Consider the following 20,982-nt stretch of genomic DNA (forward strand, 5'->3'; position numbering starts at 1 on the left):
TTTTCCCTCTTTTATTTCTTATATTTAATAGATTTTAAAATATTTTTTAACTGTCACAATATCTTTAAAAATTTGATTTTTTAATTCTTTTTTTGAAATAAATATTTTTTCATCACGTATTTTTTTATATATAAATACTTCTATATCTTGTCCATATAAATCTATTTCTATATTAAATAAGTAAACTTCAAGTAATTTATTTTTTTCAGTATTACAGAAACTAGGTTTGACACCAATATTAGATATTCCTGTAGCATTTTTGTTTGAACAATATCTTATTTTAACTGCATATACTCCATTAATTAATGGAAAATTCTTATTCAAAAGTATATTAGCTGTAGGATAATTTATTGTTCTACCTATTGCATTTCCATGAATGACTTTTCCAGATATGCTGAATTTGCGACCAAGTAAAAGAGAAGCTAGTTCGATATTATTTTCAGATAGTGCTTTTCTAATATTAGTGCTACTAATTTTTATATTATTTTTATATAAGGAACTAACTTTTATAACATTAAATTGATATTTATTTCCTAATTTTTTCAAAAGATTAATATTTCCATTTTTTTGAAATCCAAATCTAAAATCATCTCCTATCACTATAAATTTTACATTTAGTTTATTTATCAATATATTTATGATAAAATCTTCTGCACTTAGACATTCAAAAGATTTATTAAATCTAATACATAAAATATAATTCAAATTATAAGAAGCAATACGTTGTACTTTTTCGCGAAATTGTGTAATCCGAATAGGAGCGTTATTTTTTTTTAAAAATTCTAGTGGTTGTGGTTCAAATAAAATAATTATAGTTGATAATTTATATTTTTTTCCTATTTTATATGTATTAAAAAATAATTCTTGATGACCTAAGTGTACTCCATCAAAGTTTCCAATAGTAATAACTGAATCAGAATTTATTTCCTTAATATTATGAATTCCTCGTATAATCTTCATTGTTAGGTTAACCTTATTAAATGAAGTAAATTTTACATTAGATAAAAATTTCATTAAAACTTTATAGTTTTTTTATATTTTTTTTAAATAAAAAATATTTATAATTGAATTAATAATTATAATATATTTTTAGAATATTAATTAATATTGTTTTTCGATAAATGTTCAATTTTTTAAAATTTTAGAGGTAAAGAAATTGGCTAATATAAAAGCTGCTAAAAAAGACGCAGTAACATCTGAACAACGTCGTAAAAAAAATTCTAGTCGACGTTCAATGATTCGTACTTTTATAAAAAAAGTACGGGTAGCTATTATGTCAGGTAATCAAAAGAAAGCAGAAGATGCATTTCAAAAAATGCAATCTATTATTGATAGTCATGTGAATAAAGGTTTAATACATAAAAATAAAGCTGCACGCTATAAATCTAATTTTTCATTAAAAATTAGAAAAATATGTAAAATATAATATTTTTAATAGTATTGCCTCTAATTTAGAAGCAATACTTTATAAAATTTTATCTTGTTAAGTCATCAAAAAATCTTTTGACTCCATCAAAAAATCTTTTTGAACGAGGACTATTTTTTTCACCTCGAAAACCATTAAAACTATTTCCTAATTCATGTAAAAGATTTTTCTGTTGTTCATTAAGATTTACAGGTGTTTCAACAACAACACGACATAATAAATCGCCTTGATTTCTATTTTGTACTGATTTTACACCTCTACCACGAATACGAAAGAGTCTTCCTGACTGTGTTTCATATGGTATTTTTAGCTTAACTCTACCATCTAGCGTAGGAACTTCTATTTCTCCACCTAATGCAGCCATTGTAAAATTTATTGGTACTTCACAGTATAAATTATTTTCTTCTCGCTCAAAAATAGGATGTTTTTTAACTGTGATTTGTACATAAAGATCTCCTGATTCTGCACCATTGGAACCAGCTTCTCCTTCATTGTTTAAACGGATTCGATCATTAGTATCTACACCTGGTGGAATTTTTACTGATAGTGTTTTATATGCTTTAATTCGTCCTTGTCCACGACATAAATTACAGGGATCAGTAATTACTGACCCTTTACCATGGCAAGTAGGACATGATTGCTGTACAGTAAAAAAACCTTTTCTTATATGTATTTGTCCTTTACTGTGGCATGTAGAACATGCACGAGGTTTAGTCCCAGTTTTTGTACCACTTCCATAACATTTTTGACATTTTTTAAGGGTTGGAATGCGAATTTCTTTTTTTGTTCCTTTTACTGCTTCTTCTAACAATATTTCTATATTATAGCATAAATCAGCTCCTTTTTTAGCTCTTTGAGTTCTATTTCCTCCAAAAATATCTCCAAAAACATCTCCAAAAATATCTCCAAAATCTGTAGAACTAGTAAAGGTACTACTATATGTATTATTAGACTGACCATTTTCAAAAGCTGCATGTCCATATTGATCATATGCGCTTCTTTTTTCGTCATTAACTAAAATTTCATAAGCTTCTTTTATTTCTTTAAATTTTCCCTCAGCTGTTTTATCTCCTTGATTCCGATCAGGATGATATTTCATTGCTAATCGTTTATACGCTTTTTTAATTTCGCGTTCTTCAGCTGATTTAGAAATCCCTAAAACTTGATAATAGTCTTTTTTTGTCATTCTTACTTGCTCTTCCTAATTTAAAACAATTACACGGGCGTAGATAAGCCTCTACGCCCGTGCTAGTTTAAAGTCTGTAATAATTACTTTTCAATATTTTATTAAAACTGATTATTTATTAGGATCTTTAATTTCTTCAAATTCTGCATCTACAACATTTTCATCTTTTTTATTAGATGATACATTTTCATCTTTTTTACTTTCTTCTGATTTTTTTTGATTGATTTCTGTTAGCTTAGAGGATATTTTTAAAAGGTTTTGTATATTCTTTTCAATATCAGATTTATTTTCTCCCTTTAATGTTTTTTCTAATTCGTCTACAGCTAATTGAATCTCTTTTTTATCTTTTTCTTCAATTAAATCTTTATTTTCATTCAATTGTTTTTTTATACTATGAATTAATTGGTCACCTTGGTTTCTTGTTTGAATCAGTTCTTCAAATTTTTGATCTGCTTCAGAATTAGCTTCTGCATCATTTACCATTTTTTTAATTTCTTCTTCATTTAGTCCAGAAGATGCTTTAATAGTAATTTTTTGTTCTTTTCCTGTTTTTTTATCTTTTGCAGACACATGTAATATTCCATCGGAATCAATATCAAATGTTACTTCAATTTGTGCTGTTCCTCTAGGTGCTGGATCGATTCCATCTAAATTGAATTGTCCTAATGATTTATTATCTAATGCTCTTTTGCGTTCGCCTTGTAGTACATGTATGGTTACTGCTGATTGATTATCTTCTGCGGTTGAAAATATTTGACTATGTTTAGTAGGAATAGTAGTATTTTTATTTATAAGTGGAGTCATTATTCCACCCATAGTTTCAATTCCTAGTGATAAAGGAGTTACGTCAAGTAGTAAAACATCTTTAACATCACCAGAAAGAACTCCTCCCTGTACTGCTGCTCCGACTGCTACAGCTTCATCTGGATTTACATCTTTCCTAGGTTCTTTGCCAAAAAAATCTGCCACTTTAGCTTGTACCATAGGCATTCTAGTTTGACCACCAACTAATATTACATCATTTATATCTGATACTGATAATCCTGCATCTTTTAATGCAACTTTCAGTGGTTCAATAGAACGTATTATTAAATCTTCTACTAAAGATTCTAATTTTGCTCGAGTGACTTTTATATTTAAATGTTTAGGTCCATTAGCATCTGCTGTAATATAAGGAAGATTTACATCTGTTTGTTGCGCAGATGATAATTCTATTTTTGCTTTTTCTGCAGATTCTTTTAATCGTTGCATAGATAATGGATCATTTCTTAAATCTATTCCTTGTTCTTTTTTAAATTCAGTTACTAAATAGTTTATTAATCTACTATCAAAATCTTCGCCTCCAAGATGTGTGTCTCCATTAGTAGCAAGAACTTCAAATGTTTTTTCTTTATCAACATCGTCAATTTCAATAATAGAGATATCAAAAGTTCCACCACCTAAATCATAAACAGCTATTGTTCTATTTCCTTGTCCTTTATCTAAACCATAAGCGAGTGCTGCAGCTGTTGGTTCATTGATAATTCGTTTTACTTCTAGTCCTGCAATTCTTCCAGCATCTTTAGTAGCTTGACGTTGAGCATCATTAAAATATGCAGGAACTGTAATAACAGCTTCTTTTATTGTTTCTCCTAAATAATCTTCTGCAGTTTTTTTCATTTTTTTTAATACTTCTGCAGAAATTTGTGGAGGTGCCATCTTTTGTTTTTTTATATCAATCCATGCATCACCATTATCAGAGTTTATAATTCTGTAAGGCATTATTTTTATATCACGTTGTACTTCATCATCTTTAAATTTTCTACCAATTAAACGTTTAATAGCAAAAAGTGTATTTTTTGGATTAGTTATAGCTTGACGTTTAGCAGGTTGTCCTACTAAAACTTCTCCTTCTTGAGTATATGCAATAATTGAAGGTGTAGTACGATCACCTTCTGAATTTTCTAGAACACGTGGTTTATTGCCATCCATAATGGCAACACAAGAGTTGGTTGTTCCCAAGTCAATACCAATAATTTTACCCATTAACGTTTTTCTCCTATTCAACATCTTGATAAATTGGGTTTGCAACATTTATGCAGCCATTTTTTTGGCTTTTAATTAGTTACATGACTTTAATATTGTTCTTTATATCTACAATGTAGAATGATTATTACATGGGGTCGCTTTTTCGCTCATCAAGGGTTGAGCATAAAAAAAATAAAGTTTTAGTGGACTATAACTAGAATTATAAGTTTTTTTATTTATTTAAGATAACATATTCGTTAATATGTTTAATATTATAGTAGTAATTTTTATTTTTAATATCTTAAGGATATATAAAACAATTTATATCGTATGATTTAAATATTTGTAAATTTTTAGGAGAAATATATGTTGATAAACACAGAAACGATTATTGAATGTGCATCTTTTTTTATTTTTATAATTTTTTCTTTAGGATTATGTTGTTTTATGCTTTTTTTAAGCTGGATCTTAGGTGGTAGATCTTCATCTAGATATAAAAATACTCCTTTTGAATCAGGTATAGTGTCTTCGTCAAATACTCATCTTTATTTTTCTGTAAAATTTTATTTAATTGCTATATTTTTTGTTATTTTTGATGTTGAAGCACTTTACTTATATGCTTGGTCTATTAGTATAAAAGAATCTGGATGGATTGGATTTAGTGAAGCTTGTATATTTGCAACATCTCTTTTATTAGGGTTATTTTATTTAATTCGTATCAAAGCATTAAATTGGGTATCTCAAAATTCACAACATAATAATATTTAACTATCTTAAATACATTATATATTTACTTTAAAGAGATATAAAATGAACTATACTTTAACCAAAGCAGATACTGATAAAAATAATAAAAAATATCCAAAACAAAATATTGAATTAGTTTCAGATCCAATTAAAGAATATTTAAAAAAAAATATTTTTATGGGTAAAATTGCTGAATTATTGCATAAATTAGTTAATTGGGGACGAAAAAATTCTTTGTGGCCTTATAATTTTGGATTATCTTGTTGTTATGTAGAGATGGTATCTTCTTTTACTTCTGTTCATGATATTGCACGTTTTGGATCTGAAGTTTTGCGTGCATCTCCTAGACAAGCTGATGTTATGGTAATTGCAGGTACCCCATTTATAAAAATGGCTCCTGTTATTCAACGATTATATGATCAGATGTTAGAACCAAAATGGGTTATTTCTATGGGTGCATGTGCTAATTCTGGAGGTATGTATGATATTTATTCTGTTGTTCAAGGAGTAGATAAATTTTTACCGGTTGATATTTATATTCCTGGTTGTCCACCTCGTCCTGAAGCATATATGCAAGCTTTAATATTATTGCAAAAATTAATTAATGAAGAAAGAAGACCATTGTCTTGGATAATTGGAGAACAAGGTGTGTATCATAAAAAAATGCCATCTGAAAAAGTTAAAAAAAGAAGTAAAACTATTAACATTATTAATCTTCGAACCCCAGAAAAAATTTAATTATACTAATTAAAAAATATAAATTTCTTTAATATTACTCATTTTTTTTTAGATAATAATATTATTATATTTTCAAACTAAGTGTAGTGAGAGATTTATGATAGATTTAAATTCAAAAGAAGATTTATTTTTGAAGAAAAAACCTGAAGAGCAATCAATTGATTCAGTAATTAAAAATTTATTTGACGTTTTCGGTAAAGAATTTTTTTTTCATCAAATTACTTTAACTGGTTTTCCTGTAATTTGGATAAATAAAAAAATATTAATAGAAGTTGGAAGATTTTTATGTAACTTATCTCAACCTTATATCATGCTTTATGATTTACATGGTGTAGATGAACGTATTAGATTTCATCGTCAAAATTTACCTAAAGCTGATTTTTCAGTTTTTTATCATTTAATATCTATTGAACGTAATTCTGATATTATGATTAAAGTACCATTATTAGAAGATGATTTAATTTTACCAACTTTTACTAGTTTATTTCCTAATGCTAATTGGTATGAACGTGAAACTTGGGATATGTTTGGTATTATTTTTGAGAAACATCCTAATTTGACTCGTATTATTATGCCTAGTACATGGAAAGGGCATCCATTAAGAAAAAATTATTCTGCAAGAGCAACTGAGTATGAACCTTTTTTCTTAAATGAACAGAAAGAAGACTTTGAAATGGAAGGGCTAAGGTTCGAACCTGAGTTATGGGGAATGAAACGAAAAAATGAGAATGTAGAATTTATGTTTTTAAATCTAGGACCTAACCACCCTTCTGCTCATGGTGCTTTTAGAATTATTTTGCAACTAGATGGTGAAAATATTGTGGATTGTGTTCCAGATATTGGATATCATCATCGCGGAGCTGAAAAAATGGCAGAACGTCAGTCATGGCATAGTTATATTCCATATACTGATCGAATTGAATATCTTGGTGGTTGCGTAAATGAACTTCCTTATGTTTTAGCTGTAGAAAAACTAGCCAATATTTCTGTTCCAGAAAAAGCAGAAGTTATTAGAGTAATGATGTCAGAATTGTTTCGAATAAATAGTCATTTGTTATATATTTCTACTTTTATCCAAGATGTAGGTTGTATGACTCCCGTTTTTTTTGCTTTTACTGATCGTCAAAAAATATATGATTTAGTTGAAGCAATTACAGGTGCTCGTATGCATCCTGCTTGGTTTCGTATTGGTGGAGTGGCTAATGATCTTCCGAAAGGGTGGAATGTTTTATTAAAAGAATTTCTTGATTGGTTGCCTAAGCGATTAAAATATTATGTAACAACTGCTTTAAAAAATAGTATTTTAATCAATCGGTCGAAAGGAATTGCTGAATATAATAAAAAAGAAGCATTGCAATGGGGTGTTACTGGAGCAGGTTTACGTGCTACAGGATTAAATTTTGATGTAAGAAAATGGAGGCCGTATTCTGGATATCAAAATTATACTTTTGAAATACCAATAGGATCAGGTATAAGTGATTGTTATTCAAGAGTAATGATTAAAGTAGAAGAAATTTATCAAAGTCTTATTATTTTAAAACAATGTTTATATAATATGCCAAAAGGTCCTTTTAAGTCTGAAGATGCATTAACTACACCTCCTTCTAAAGAAAGTGTTTTACAAAACATTGAAACAATGATTACTCATTTTTTACAAATGTCTTGGGGTCCAGTAATTCCACAAAATGAAAGTTTTCAAATGATTGAAGCAACAAAAGGAATTAATAGTTACTACTTAATTAGTGATGGTGGTACGATGAGTTATCGTACAAGAATACGTACACCTAGTTTTCCACATTTACAACAAATACCTTCAGTAATTCGTGGAAGTTTAATATCAGATTTAATTGTATACTTAGGTAGTATAGATTTTGTCATGTCTGACGTGGATAGATAATTATGAATAAAAAAAAAGTCAAATTCGAGAAATTTCTATAAAATTTTCATTAACTAATGAAGAAATCAATGAAATAGAAAACCAAAAAAAATATTATGAAAATTTTCGTTCTGTTTCAATAGAAGCATTAAAAATTGTTCAAAAAAAACGAGGTTGGATTTCTGATCAAGCTATTTATGCAATTGCTGAAATACTTCAGATCAATCCAAGTGATGTTGAAGGAGTTGCTACTTTTTATAGTCAAATTTTTCGTAAACCTGTTGGTCGTAATATTGTTCGTTATTGTGATAGTGTAGTTTGTTTTTTAACTGGTTATGAAAAGATTAAAATAGCTTTAGAATATTATTTAAAAATAAAAATAGGACAAACTACTAAAGATAATAGGTTTACTTTATTGCCAGTTTGTTGTCTAGGAAATTGTGATAAAAGTCCAACAATTATGATTAATGAAGATACACATTCTTGTTTAACTCCAGAATCTATACCACATTTACTGGAATCATATAAATGAATAAATTTCTACGTATTGCAGAAACGCATCCCTTGACCTGGCGTTTAAGAGATGATCAAAAAACTATTTGGATTAAAGAGTATTGCGATAAAAATGGTTATGCAGCTTTAAAAAAAGCATTAAAAAATATGCTTCCAGAAGATATTGTTAATATAGTAAAAGAATCTGGTTTAAAAGGAAGAGGAGGAGCAGGATTTTCTACTGGTTTAAAATGGAGTTTAATGTCTCAAAATAGATCTAAAAAAATAGAACGTTCTTACTTAGTATGTAACGCCGATGAAATGGAACCTGGTACATATAAAGATAGACTATTAATGGAAAAAATTCCTCATCAATTAATTGAAGGAATCATATTATCAGCATATGCATTAAATGTTTCTCGCGCTTATATTTTTTTAAGAGGAGAATATGTTCACGCAGAATATATTTTAAAAAAATCTATACAGGAAGCAATAAATCTTGGCTATATTGGATTAAATATTTTAGGTAGCAACTTTAATTTTGAATTAGTTTTACATACTGGGGCTGGACGATATATTTGTGGCGAAGAAACAGCTTTGATCAATTCTTTAGAAGGTCGTAGAGCTAATCCTAGATCTAAGCCACCATTTCCAGCATTATTTGGTTTATGGGGAAAACCTACTTGTGTAAATAATGTGGAAACATTATCTAATATTCCATCTATTATATTAAATGGTACAGATTGGTATAAAAATTTATCTAAAAGTTCTGATACAGGTACTAAACTAATGGGGTTTTCAGGAAAAGTAAATAATCCTGGTGTTTGGGAATTGCCTTTTGGTATTACTGCTCGTGAAATTTTGGAAGACTATGCTTGTGGAATGAAGTCTGGTTTTTTTTTAAAAGCTTGGCAACCAGGTGGTGCAGGTACAGATTTTTTAACTGAAGAACATTTAGATTTACCAATGGATTTTAAGAATATTAGTCAAGCTGGTAGTCGTTTAGGAACTGCTCTTTCTATGGCTGTTGATAATAAAACGAACATGGTTTCTCTTGTATATAATATAGAAAAATTTTTTGCCCGAGAATCATGTGGTTTATGTACTCCATGTCGAGATGGATTACCGTGGATTGTAAAAATATTAAAAAGTTTAGAACAAAATAAAGGGCAAAAGAATGATGTACAACGTTTAGAAAAATTATGTTTACATTTAGGTCCAGGAAAAACATTTTGTGCTCATGCACCAGGAGCGATAGAACCATTACAAAGTGCTATTAAATATTTTCGATCTGAATTCGAATCTGGGATTAGTATAAAAAAAATGAATTTAAATAAAAAAATTATTGGAATTCAATCTAATAATATTAAGTTTACACATTAAATTTTTTTGTAGAAAATATTTTTTAAATAAATATATCTAAAATAAAAGTTTTTGGAATCACTCTCTTATGGCTAAAATTTATATAGATGGTAAAACTTACAATGTTAATGAATCAGAAAATTTATTACAAGCTTGTTTATCAGTAGGGATTGATATCCCCTATTTTTGTTGGCATCCTTTATTAGGAAGTTTAGGAGCTTGTCGTCAATGTGCAGTTACACAGTATAATAATTTTGAAGATCGTAAGGGTCGATTAATTATGTCTTGTATGACTCCTGTAACTGATGGGGCCATAATTTCTATTAAAAGTACTGAATCAGAGGTTTTTAGAAGTACTATTATTGAACTTTTATTAACAAATCATCCTCATGATTGTCCAGTATGTGAAGAAGGTGGTCATTGTCATTTACAAGATATGACTGCTATGACAAAACATAGTATACGTGATTATAGATTTCAAAAAAGAACACATAAAAATCAATATTTAGGATCTTTTATTAAACATGAAATGAATCGATGTATTGCGTGTTACCGTTGTGTTCGATACTATAATGATTATGCAGATGGTGTGGATTTTGGTGTTTATGGTTCTAATAATAATATTTATTTTGGTCGTATAGAAGATGGTACCTTAGAAAGTGAATATTCAGGTAATTTAATAGAATTATGTCCTACTGGAGTGTTTACTGATAAAATTCATTCTATAAAATATAATCGTAAATGGGACATGCAATATGCTCCAGGAATATGTCAAAATTGTAGTATTGGATGCAATATTAGTATTGGAGAACGTTATGGTGAAATACGTCGTATAGAAAACCGATATCATGAAAATATAAATCATTATTTACTTTGTGATCTTGGTCGATTTGGATATTTACATAATAATTTAAATAAGCGTCCTAAAAATCCTACATATATTAATGATAATAACGATTTAACTACATTAAATTTTAATCAAGCAATAAAAATCGGAGTCGATTTTTTAAAAAAGTATAACCGTGTAATTGGAGTTGGTTCTGCTAGATCAAGTATAGAAAATAATTTTGCATTACAAGAACTAGTGGGAAAAGAAAATTTTTCTAATGGAATGCCTGAAAAAGAACAGAAGTGTATTAAGTTAATTTTAGAATGTTTAAAAAATAATTATATATATATTCCATCGTTAAAAGAAATTGAAAGTTATGATGTAATTTTAGTTCTTGGAGAAGATCTAACACAAACATCTTCTCGTGTTGCTCTAGCTGTTCGTCAAGCAGTTAAAAATAGGGTGAAAGATATAACAAATTCATATGGAATACCAAAATGGAACGTTTCTTCTAATATGCATATTTCAGAAAGATTTAAAAATTCTTTATATATTATGCATACACATGAAAATAAATTAGATGATATTTCTGAATGGTGTTATTTTGCCCCTATTGATAAACAAGTAGAACTAGCATCTGCTATTGCTTGTGAATTAGATAAAAGTTTACCACAAGTATTGAATTTAAATTCTATGTTAAAAGAAAAAGTATCATTAATTGCTAATCGATTAATTTCATCTAAAAAAACATTGATTATTTCAGGTTCTCATTCTTTTAATAGTTCTATTATACAAGCATCTATCAATATAGCTAAAGCTATTAAAATTCATACTATTAATCATCATGTTGGTATTACTTTTTTAACAGCATCTTGTAATTCTTTAGGTGCAGAGTTGCTTGGAGGTATGTCTATAGAATCTGTTTTAGATGCATTTAAACAAAAAAAAGCAGATGCTGTAATTTTCATGGAATATGATTTATATCGTTTTATATCTCAAGATGATTGTGATTGTTTTTTAAAAAATAAAAAAAATATAATTACTATAGATCATCAGTATACAGAGACTTATAAAAAATCTGGATTATCTCTACCTTCAACAAGTTTTACTGAAAGTTCTGGAACATTAGTTAATTTTGAAGGAAGAGCACAGCGTTTTTTTCAAGTTTATGATCCTAATTTTTATAATCAGAATAATTGTCTTTTTGATAGTTGGAAATGGTTACATTGTATTCAATCAAAAGTTAATAACACACAAGTGTGTTGGTTTAACTTAGATGATGTAATAAATTCTTATTCTAAAAAATATTCAGTTTTAAAAAAATTAAAAATAAGAGAATTAAGTTCTACTTTTCGAATTAACGGTCAAAAAATTGCTCGATCTCCTATTCGTTCTAGTGGAAGAACATCCCTACGTGCTGATATTGATATTCATGAACCTTGTCAACCTGAAGATACTAATAGTATGTTTGCATTTTCTATGGAAGGATATAATCAACCTAACGCATCTATTTCTCATATTCCCTTTGCTTGGTTTCCTGGATGGAATTCACCTCAAGCATGGAATAAATTTCAAATAGAAATAGGTAAAAATTTAATATCAGGTAATTCAGGAATACATATTTTTAAAACAAATGAAATCAAAGTAGATATGTATTCAAATGTAATTTTCAAAGATTTAATAGAAGAAAAATATTGGAATATAATTCCTTATTATCATCTTTTTGGAAACGAAGAATTAACCCAGTACTCTTCTATTATACAAGAAAATATTCCTTTAGAATATGCTTTAATTAGTTTATCAGATAGCATTGCATTAGGTCTAAAAAAAGATTCTATAGTGGAGTTTAATTGTTTAAATAAAGATTATCGTTTAGCAATACAATTATCTAAACATTTAAGTGAAAAACAGATAGGTTTACCTATTGGAAGAAAAGGTTTTCCTACTGCCCTTATTGGTAAAAAAATTAAATTTTTACAGGAATTTATTAAATGATTTGGCTAGATACAAATATTATTAAAATAATTTTTTGTTTTTTAAAAGTTATTTTTGTTTTATTTTTAACAGTATTTTCTAGTGCTATGTTAAGTATAATTGAACGAAGATTATTAGCTTTTTTTCAAAATAGACATGGTCCTAATCGAGTTGGTTGGATGGGAAGTTTACAATTATGTGCTGATATGATTAAAATTTTGTTTAAAGAAGATTGGGTCCCTCCTTTTAGTAGAAAATTTATTTTTGTTTTATCACCAGTAATAGCTTTTACTTCTTTATTATGCGTTATTCCTATTATTCCTTTTACTTCTCATTTTTTTATCATTGATTTAAATATAGGAATTTTATTTTTTCTAATGATGGCTAGTTTATCTGTTTATTCAGTATTGTTTGCTGGTTGGTCTAGTAATAATAAATATGCACTATTAGGAGCTATGCGAGCATGTGTTCAAACGTTAAGTTATGAGGTTTTTTTAGGTTTATCATTAATGGGTGTAGTAGCTCAATCAGGATCTTTTAATATATCAGACATTATAAATAGTCAAAAATATATATGGAATTTTTTCCCTCAGTTTTTTGGTTTTTTAACTTTTTTCATAGCAGGTTTGGCTGTGTGTCATAGACATCCTTTTGATCAGCCTGAATCTGAACAAGAATTAGCTGATGGTTATCATATTGAATATTCAGGTATGAAATTTGGTTTGTTTTTTATCGGTGAATATATTTCTATTATTACAATTTCGTCATTAATAGTAACAATTTTTTTTGGTGGTTGGCTTGGCCCTTGGATTCCAGGTTTTATTTGGTTTATTTTAAAAACTATTTTTTTTATTTTTATTTTTATTTTAATCCGAGCATCTTTGCCAAGACCACGATATGATCAAGTTTTATTATTTGGATGGAAAATTTGTTTGCCGTTAACATTATTAAATTTATTTGTCACTGCTTTTTTTATTTTATTATAAATTTTATAAGAGATTTTTTTATTTATGATTTTTAAAAATATTATTATTGGATTTTTTACACAAATAAGAAGTATTTTAATGATTGGTGCAAATATTTTTTCTAAATCTGAAACTAAATTATATCCAGAAGAAAAAGTATACCTTTCTCCTCGTTACCGAGGTCGAATTATATTAACTCGTAATATAGATAGACAAGAACGTTGTGTTGCTTGTAATTTATGTGCTGCAGTTTGTCCTGTCGATTGTATTTCTTTACAAAAATCTGAAACAATTGATGGTCGATGGTATCCAGAATTTTTTAGAATTAATTTTTCTCGTTGTATATTTTGTGGTTTATGTGAAGAAGCTTGTCCTACAGCTGCTATACAATTAATCCCTGATTTTGAATTATCTGATTTTAAAAGAAAAGATTTAGTATATGAAAAAAAAGATTTATTAGTTTCGGGTCCAGGTAAATATCCAGATTATGATTTTTATAATTTTTCTGGTGTGTCTATAGAAGGAAAAAAAATAGGTGATTTAGATATCGAATCTGAGCCTGTGGATGTAAAAGATTTATTGCCATAAGGAGATTTTTATGGAATTTGTTTTTTATATATGTGCATTTATAGCAGTTATTTCTACTTTTTTTGTAATTATTCAAAAAAATGCAGTCTATTCACTATTATATTTAATAATTTCTCTTTTATCAATATCTGGTGTGTTTTTTTCATTAGGAGCTTTTTTTGCCGGTGCTTTAGAAGTTATTGTGTATGCTGGAGCTATTATAGTATTATTTGTTTTTGTTATTATGATGCTTAATATCAGTGATAAATATGATTTACAAGAAATACGTTATTTAAAAATTAATTTTTGGATTGGACCTAGTATTTTATCACTAATATTACTTATATCTATGACTTATGCAATATTTTTTTTAAAAGAAAAAAAAATAGATGGATTATTAGTTGATGCAAAAATAGTAGGTATAAATTTATTTGGTCCTTATATACTTTTAGTTGAATTATCTTCTGTTCTTTTATTATCTGCATTAGTTGTTGTTTTTCATATTGGAAAAGAAAAAATATATAAATAAAAATAAAATTTTTTTGATTAATTGATATTTATTAAGGGTAATAATTCATGATTTCTTTATTTCACGGATTATTTCTATCATTAATATTATTTATTTTAGGTTTAACATCTTTAATTGTTCGACGTAATATATTATTTATATTAATTAGTTTAGAAATAATGATGAATGCTGCTGGATTAGCGTTAATAGTAGTTGGTAGTTACTGGCATCAAGCAGATGGTCAAATAATGTATATATTTGCTATTACTTTAGCTGCATCAGAAGCTAGTATAGCCTTATCATTGTTACTTCAACTTTATAGACGTAGAAAAACATTAAATATTGATATTTTAAGTGAGATGAATGGATGAATATTATTTTTTTCATAACTTTATTTCCATTAATCGGATTTTTATTTTTATCTTCTACACAAGGTGTTATTTCTAGGAAAAATACAACAAATATAGGTATATTATCTATATTTATATCATTTATTACAACTTTTTTTTATGGTATTAGAATTATTAAAAATAATGATCAAATTTTTACTCAGAAATTGTGGAAATGGTTGTCTTTTGATGGATTTAATATTGATTTTGGTTTTCTTTTAGATGGTTTGTCTTTAAGCATGTTATTTGTAATTACAGGTGTTGGATTATTAATACATATTTTTTCTTCTTGGTATATGAGATATCAAGAAGGTTATTCACGTTTTTTTGCATATACTAATTTATTTATAGCAAGCATGTCAGTTTTAGTTCTTGCTGATAATTTTTTATTTATGTATTTAGGATGGGAAGGAGTTAGTGTATGTTCTTATTTACTAATCGGTTTTTATTATACTGAATTGAATAATAATCGTTGTGCTTTTAAAGCTTTTATTTTAACTCGAATTTCTGATGTTTTTTTAATAATTGCAATATTCTTAATATATAAAGAATATAATACTTTTAGTTTTCAACAAGTTAAATTGTTATCAACTTTTTTAAATATAGAAAATATTTACAATATAAATTGTATCACATTTTTTTTATTACTAGGTGTAATTGGAAAATCAGCACAGTTACCTTTACAAACTTGGTTATCTGATGCAATGGTTGGTCCAAGTCCTGTTTCAGCTTTAATACATGCGGCTACTATGGTAACAGCTGGTGTTTATTTAATAGCAAGAACACATTTTTTATTTTTATTAACTCCTGATATATTATATTTAGTGGGACTTATTGGCACGTTAACAATATTAATTTCCAGTTTTTCTGCCTTAGTTCAAAAAGATATAAAACGTATTTTAGCCTATTCTACAATGAGTCAAATAGGGTATATGTTTTTAGCTTTAGGAGTTAAAGCATGGAGTGCAGCAATTACACATTTAATTATACATGCAATTTTTAAAGCATTATTATTTTTATCTGCTGGTTCATTAATTTTATCCTGTAAACATGAAAAAAATATATTTAAAATGGGTGGTTTACGTAAAAATCTACCTTTTTTATATATTAATTTTTTAGTAGGAGGTGCATCTTTAGTTTCTTTTCCTTTACTTACAGCTGGATTTTATAGTAAAGGTAACATTTTATTTAGTGTTTTAAAAAGTGGTTATATTCATTTTTTTTTAATTGCATTATTTTGTTCCTTTTTAACAGCTCTTTATACATTTAGAATGATTTTTGTTGTTTTTCATGGAAAAAATATTAATAAAGTTACTTCATCTAAAAATTTAGGACATGATATTCCGTTATTTATTCTTTTATTTTTTTCTACTATATTTGGTTCGTATATATCGCCACCATTACTACATGTATTTCCTTTTTCTTATTTATTGACAGATGATAAGTTTGTACTTGAAATAATATGCAGTATATTATCTATTTCCGGAATATATTTAGCTTATTATTTTTGGATTAAAAATTTATATTTTCTTAATAAATTTTTTAAATTTAAATTAACAAGGTATATATATTGCTTTTTTTTAAAAGGATGGGGTTTTGATTGGTTCTATAATATATCTTTTATAAATTTTTATTTGTATATATCTAAAAATTTATCTTCTGATCCATTTAATAGAATTATTAATTATTTTTTAAAAATTATTCAGATATTTAATTTTTATTTATTAAAAACTAGTAATGGTTATGTAAGATGGTATGTAGCTTCTATGATATTAGGTATAAATTTTATTTTTTTATTAATTTTATTACTTTAATTTAAAATAGTTTTTTTATTAATAAATTTATGTTTTTATAAAAATAATTATATTAATTAAATATTCATAGTGAATAATAGGAATATACGTGAATGTTACTTTCTTTGTTAATTATAATCCCATTTTTTAGTAGTTTTTTTTCTTTTTTTTCTTATAGATTGCATAAAAATCTTCCTCGTTGGATTGCATTATTAGGAATAATTTTAACATTTTTATTTTTAATTCAAATTTTTTTTCAAGAAAAAGCTCATTTTTTTCAAACTAAGTATTCTCCTAATTGGGATTGCCAATTAATTGTGCCTTGGATATCAAGATTCGGTATTGAATTTAATATTGCCATTGATGGTTTTTCGATTGTTATGCTTATTTTTTCTTCTTTATTATCAATAATAGCAGTTTTTTGTTCATGGAATGAAATTAAAAAAAATGAAGGATTTTTTTATTTTAATTTTATGCTTGTTTTTACTGGAATAATTGGTATTTTTATTTCTTTTGATCTTTTTTTATTTTTTTGTTTTTGGGAAATTATGTTACTCCCAATGTATTTTTTAATTGTATTATGGAGTGATAAAGATGAAAAAAATAAAAATTTTCTTGCTGCTAATAAGTTTTTTCTATATGGACAGACTTCTGGATTAATATTATTATCATCTATTTTATTATTAGTTTTTAGTTATTATGAAAGTACTAATATATTAACTTTTAATTATAATTTATTACTTGATAAACCAATTAATAGATATATAGAATATATAGTTATGATAGGTTTTTTCTTAGCATTTGCTATAAAAATGCCTATTGTACCATTCCATGGATGGTTGCCAGATGTACATTCTCAATCAATTTCTTGTGGTGCAGTAGAAATTATTGGTGTTTTATTAAAAACTGCTCCTTATGCACTTTTAAGATACAATTTAGTTTTATTCCCTTATTCAACAGAAAAGTTTTCTTTAATTGCAATTTTTTTAGGTCTATTAAGTATATTTTATGGATCTTGGCTTGCTTTTTCTCAAAAAAATATTAAAAGATTAATTGCGTATTCTTCGATTTCTCATATGGGTTTGATTTTAATTGGTATTTATAGTAATAATGAAATAGCACTTCAAGGGGTAGTTGTTCAAATATTATCAAATAGTTTAACTACTGCTGCTTTGTGTATTTTATCAGGTCAACTTTACAAACGTTTTAAAACTCAAAATATGAATGAAATGGGGGGCCTGTGGTCTCGTATTTATTGGATTCCAGGTTTTTCTTTATTTTTTTCTCTTGCAAATTTAGGAATTCCTGGAACAGGAAATTTTATTGGTGAGTTTTTAATTTTATCTGGTCTTTTTCAAGTTTTACCATTTGCATCTATATTAGCAACAATGGGTATTGTTTTTTCTTCTATTTATTCTTTAAATATTATTCAAAATATTTTTTATGGTCCATATAAAAAAAATTTTTCTATATTTTTTGTAAAAAAACAAGAATTATGCATAATAATAGCATTGATTTTTATGTTAGTGTTTTTAGGTTTAAATCCACAGAAAATTATAGATATTTCATATAATCCTATACACAATATTCAAAAAGAATTTAATAATTCTATTCTAAAGATAAGGTTGTAATTAGTAATGACAATAAATTTACAACAATTAACAGCGCTGCTGCCTGTTTTGATTACAATGTTCACTGCAGTAACAGTTATGTTATCTATTTCTTATAATCGAAATCATTTTTTTATTGCTGTATTTAGCATATTAGGTTTTATATCTGCATTTTGTTCACTATATTTTTTAATTGCAATCGTTCCTATAGATGTGACTTGTTTATTTCATATTGATAGTTATTCTATTTTATATATTGGAATGGTTATAATTTCTAGTTTTTGTGCATGTATTTTCGCATATTCATGGTTATTAAAATATCCATTCAATAAAGAAGAATTTTATTTATTAATAATAATTTCAAGCTTAGGAGCCATGTCATTAATTATATCGAATCATATGGCGTCACTTTTTATTAATATTGAGCTGATATCTTTACCAATTTTTGGTTTAATTGCTTATTCTAGTTATCAAAAATACTCTTTAGAAGCTTCATTTAAATATATAATTTTATCTGGTGTTTCATCTTGTTTTTTATTGCTTGGAATTGCATGGATTTATTCTATTTCTGGAAGTCTTGATTTTTTATCTATGCATCAAGTATTTGAAAGTATATCTAAAAATGAAAAATTAGTAGTTCTATTTGGAACCAGTATGATTTTTTTTGCTTTATTTTTTAAATTATCAATTATACCATTTCATTTATGGACTCCTGATATTTATCAAGGATCGCCTACATCGGTATTATCTTTTTTTTCAACTACTAGTAAAATTGCTATTTTTAGTGTATTATTGCACTTTTTTTCAAATATTTCTAATTTAGATAATAAAACATTATATTTTATATTATTATTAATCACTATTTGTTCTATATTAGTGGGTAATTTAATGGCGCTTTTGCAACAAAATATTAAAAGATTTTTTGGATATACGTCAATATCTCAATTAGGGTATCTTTTAATAATATTATTTATATCAAAGAAAAATTATTTATTTTCTTTAGAAGCTAGTGCAATATATTTATGTAATTATTTATTTAGTAATATAGCTTGTTTTGGTATTATCAATTTAATTTCAAATTCAAATAAAAAAAATAATTGTGATTTGATATCTTCATATCAAGGATTATTTTGGTCACAACCACTGTTATCTAGTATATTCACTTTAGTTCTACTTTCTTTCGCAGGTATTCCAATAACTCTAGGTTTTATTGCAAAATTTTATATATTATCAATTATTATAAAAGAACATTTATTGATAATAGGTTTTTCTTTTATAATTGGAACTATATTAGGTCTTTATTGTTATTTAAGAATAATTTTAAATTTATATTTAAATCCGGCCACATCATGTAAAAGAGATTTAAATGTATCTAAGGATTGGTGTCATTCTCCTTCTGGAATAGTAATATGTATTTCAGGAATAATAATTTTAATATTAGGTATACATCCAAATTCATTGATTAACTTGGTTAAATTAACAATATAATATTATTTTTTAAAATATATTTATTATATTAGAAAAATTTTTTACTAATAAAAAGGTATTTTTAGTGAATAATTTTTTTTATATGCCATTACTTTGGAGTATTTTTTTCTTAGTATTAACAATATTTATAATAGATAATTATTGTTATAAGAAAAAAATAAAAAAAATATTTAAAATATTATTTTATTTATAATTTTCATTGGTTTTTTTATCTTTATTATTTTTTTTTAATTTTTTGGTTTATAGTTTTTAAAAATGAAGATTGTAAAATTTCTAATTCAAAAGTTATATTGTTTTTTACTGAATATTTATTAGAAATGTTACTTTCAATAGACAATTTTTTTATATAGATTCTTATTTTTCAATTTTTTATAATACCGGTAAAATTTCAAAAAAAAATATTATCTTATGGTATATGGGGAGCTTTAATATTACGTTCTATAATAATTTTTTATGGTAAGATTTTTTTCCTACATGGCATTGGTTGTTGTGTTTATTTGGTTTTCTCTTTCTATTAACAAATTTAAAATTTATTTTTTTTAAAAAAAATAAATTTAAAAGAAAAAATATCAGCATACCTTGGATTTCTAATATTTTTAGAATTAGTAAAAATATTAATAGTGAAAAGTTTTCTATTATAAATAATAAATTTTTTACTACTCCTTTGTTTTTATCTTTAATTACAATAGAGTTAAGTGATATTGTATTTACAGTAGATAGTATTCCTGCTATTTTTTCTATAACTGATAATTTTTTTATTGTACTTTCTTCTAATATTTTTTCTGTATTAGCATTAAGATCAATGTATTTTTTTTGCCTATTATGTTAGAAAAAAATATCATAATTAAATATGGTTTATCAGTTATTTTAATGTTTATTGGAGTTCAAATGATGTTTGAAAGTTTTTTATTATTCCAATATTTATTACTTTTTTAATAATATTAGTCATTTTAATAATGACTCATATTATTAATAGTATTTTGTTTTATAAAAAATATTAATGTATTTATGAAAAGATATAAACA

At 25.9% G+C, this 20,982-nt stretch carries 18 protein-coding genes; 15 read left to right on the forward strand and 3 right to left on the reverse strand.

All coding sequences use genetic code 11. From position 1 onward, the window contains the following. Positions 1-24: 24 nt before the first annotated feature. Entirely contained in the window at positions 25-960 is a 936-nt protein-coding gene (gene ribF, locus D9V61_RS00750) for a bifunctional riboflavin kinase/FAD synthetase (RefSeq protein ID WP_158339346.1), read from the reverse strand. Positions 961-1,156: 196 nt separating this feature from the next. Here ribF and rpsT point away from each other — a divergent pair, with 196 nt between their 5' ends. Continuing rightward, entirely contained in the window at positions 1,157-1,426 is a 270-nt protein-coding gene (gene rpsT / locus D9V61_RS00755; RefSeq protein ID WP_158339347.1) for a 30S ribosomal protein S20, read from the forward strand. 49 nt (positions 1,427-1,475) lie between these two features. Here the strand turns inward: rpsT and dnaJ are convergent, their stop codons facing one another. Beyond that, positions 1,476-2,612, reverse strand: coding sequence for a molecular chaperone DnaJ (gene dnaJ, locus D9V61_RS00760; RefSeq protein ID WP_158339348.1), 1,137 nt, complete (start codon positions 2,610-2,612; stop codon positions 1,476-1,478). 111 nt (positions 2,613-2,723) lie between these two features. Next, positions 2,724-4,637 (reverse strand): molecular chaperone DnaK, encoded by a 1,914-nt coding sequence (dnaK, locus tag D9V61_RS00765; RefSeq protein ID WP_158339349.1) that lies wholly within the window; start codon positions 4,635-4,637, stop codon positions 2,724-2,726. A gap of 348 nt (positions 4,638-4,985) precedes the next feature. On the opposite strand from dnaK, the gene ndhC reads away from it, so the two are divergent. The 14 genes from ndhC (at position 4,986) to D9V61_RS00835 (ending at position 20,786) form a co-directional block, all read left to right on the forward strand. Then, positions 4,986-5,387 (forward strand): NADH-quinone oxidoreductase subunit A, encoded by a 402-nt coding sequence (gene ndhC / locus D9V61_RS00770; protein WP_158339350.1) that lies wholly within the window; start codon positions 4,986-4,988, stop codon positions 5,385-5,387. Between the two features lie 42 nt (positions 5,388-5,429). Further along, a complete protein-coding gene (locus tag D9V61_RS00775) occupies positions 5,430-6,104 on the forward strand; it encodes a NuoB/complex I 20 kDa subunit family protein (RefSeq protein ID WP_158339351.1) in 675 nt (224 codons plus the stop codon). 97 nt (positions 6,105-6,201) lie between these two features. After that, a complete protein-coding gene (nuoC, locus tag D9V61_RS00780) occupies positions 6,202-8,001 on the forward strand; it encodes an NADH-quinone oxidoreductase subunit C/D (protein ID WP_158339352.1) in 1,800 nt (599 codons plus the stop codon). Between the two features lie 22 nt (positions 8,002-8,023). Next, positions 8,024-8,512: an NADH-quinone oxidoreductase subunit NuoE gene (gene nuoE / locus D9V61_RS00785; RefSeq protein ID WP_158339353.1), complete on the forward strand. Its 489-nt coding sequence runs from the start codon at positions 8,024-8,026 to the stop codon at positions 8,510-8,512. After that, positions 8,509-9,855 (forward strand): NADH-quinone oxidoreductase subunit NuoF, encoded by a 1,347-nt coding sequence (gene nuoF / locus D9V61_RS00790; protein WP_158339354.1) that lies wholly within the window; start codon positions 8,509-8,511, stop codon positions 9,853-9,855. Before nuoE ends, nuoF begins: the two co-directional genes overlap by 4 nt. Positions 9,856-9,922: 67 nt before the next feature. Beyond that, positions 9,923-12,658 carry an NADH-quinone oxidoreductase subunit NuoG gene (gene nuoG / locus D9V61_RS00795; RefSeq protein WP_158339355.1) on the forward strand — a complete coding sequence of 912 codons (2,736 nt, stop codon included), beginning with the start codon at positions 9,923-9,925 and terminating at the stop codon, positions 12,656-12,658. Beyond that, entirely contained in the window at positions 12,655-13,623 is a 969-nt protein-coding gene (nuoH, locus tag D9V61_RS00800) for an NADH-quinone oxidoreductase subunit NuoH (protein WP_158339356.1), read from the forward strand. The genes nuoG and nuoH overlap by 4 nt, the downstream gene beginning before the upstream one ends. 24 nt (positions 13,624-13,647) lie before the next feature. Next, a complete protein-coding gene (gene nuoI / locus D9V61_RS00805) occupies positions 13,648-14,190 on the forward strand; it encodes an NADH-quinone oxidoreductase subunit NuoI (protein ID WP_158339357.1) in 543 nt (180 codons plus the stop codon). 10 nt (positions 14,191-14,200) lie between these two features. Beyond that, positions 14,201-14,698, forward strand: a complete 498-nt coding sequence (nuoJ, locus tag D9V61_RS00810; RefSeq protein ID WP_158339358.1) for an NADH-quinone oxidoreductase subunit J — start codon at positions 14,201-14,203, stop codon at positions 14,696-14,698. Between the two features lie 47 nt (positions 14,699-14,745). Next, complete coding sequence (gene nuoK / locus D9V61_RS00815) at positions 14,746-15,048, forward strand: NADH-quinone oxidoreductase subunit NuoK (RefSeq protein ID WP_158339359.1); 303 nt, start codon at positions 14,746-14,748, stop codon at positions 15,046-15,048. Next, on the forward strand, positions 15,045-16,880 hold the full coding sequence (gene nuoL, locus D9V61_RS00820) for an NADH-quinone oxidoreductase subunit L (RefSeq protein WP_158339360.1): 1,836 nt from the start codon (positions 15,045-15,047) through the stop codon (positions 16,878-16,880). The genes nuoK and nuoL overlap by 4 nt, the downstream gene beginning before the upstream one ends. A gap of 92 nt (positions 16,881-16,972) precedes the next feature. After that, on the forward strand, positions 16,973-18,490 hold the full coding sequence (locus D9V61_RS00825) for an NADH-quinone oxidoreductase subunit M (RefSeq protein WP_158339361.1): 1,518 nt from the start codon (positions 16,973-16,975) through the stop codon (positions 18,488-18,490). Positions 18,491-18,496: 6 nt separating this feature from the next. After that, on the forward strand, positions 18,497-19,957 hold the full coding sequence (locus D9V61_RS00830) for an NADH-quinone oxidoreductase subunit N (protein WP_158339362.1): 1,461 nt from the start codon (positions 18,497-18,499) through the stop codon (positions 19,955-19,957). Between the two features lie 487 nt (positions 19,958-20,444). Beyond that, a complete protein-coding gene (locus D9V61_RS00835) occupies positions 20,445-20,786 on the forward strand; it encodes a TerC family protein (protein ID WP_187308780.1) in 342 nt (113 codons plus the stop codon). Positions 20,787-20,982: the final 196 nt, after the last annotated feature.

Source organism: Buchnera aphidicola (Acyrthosiphon lactucae), from assembly GCF_005083565.1.
Classification (GTDB): domain Bacteria; phylum Pseudomonadota; class Gammaproteobacteria; order Enterobacterales; family Enterobacteriaceae; genus Buchnera; species Buchnera aphidicola_AH.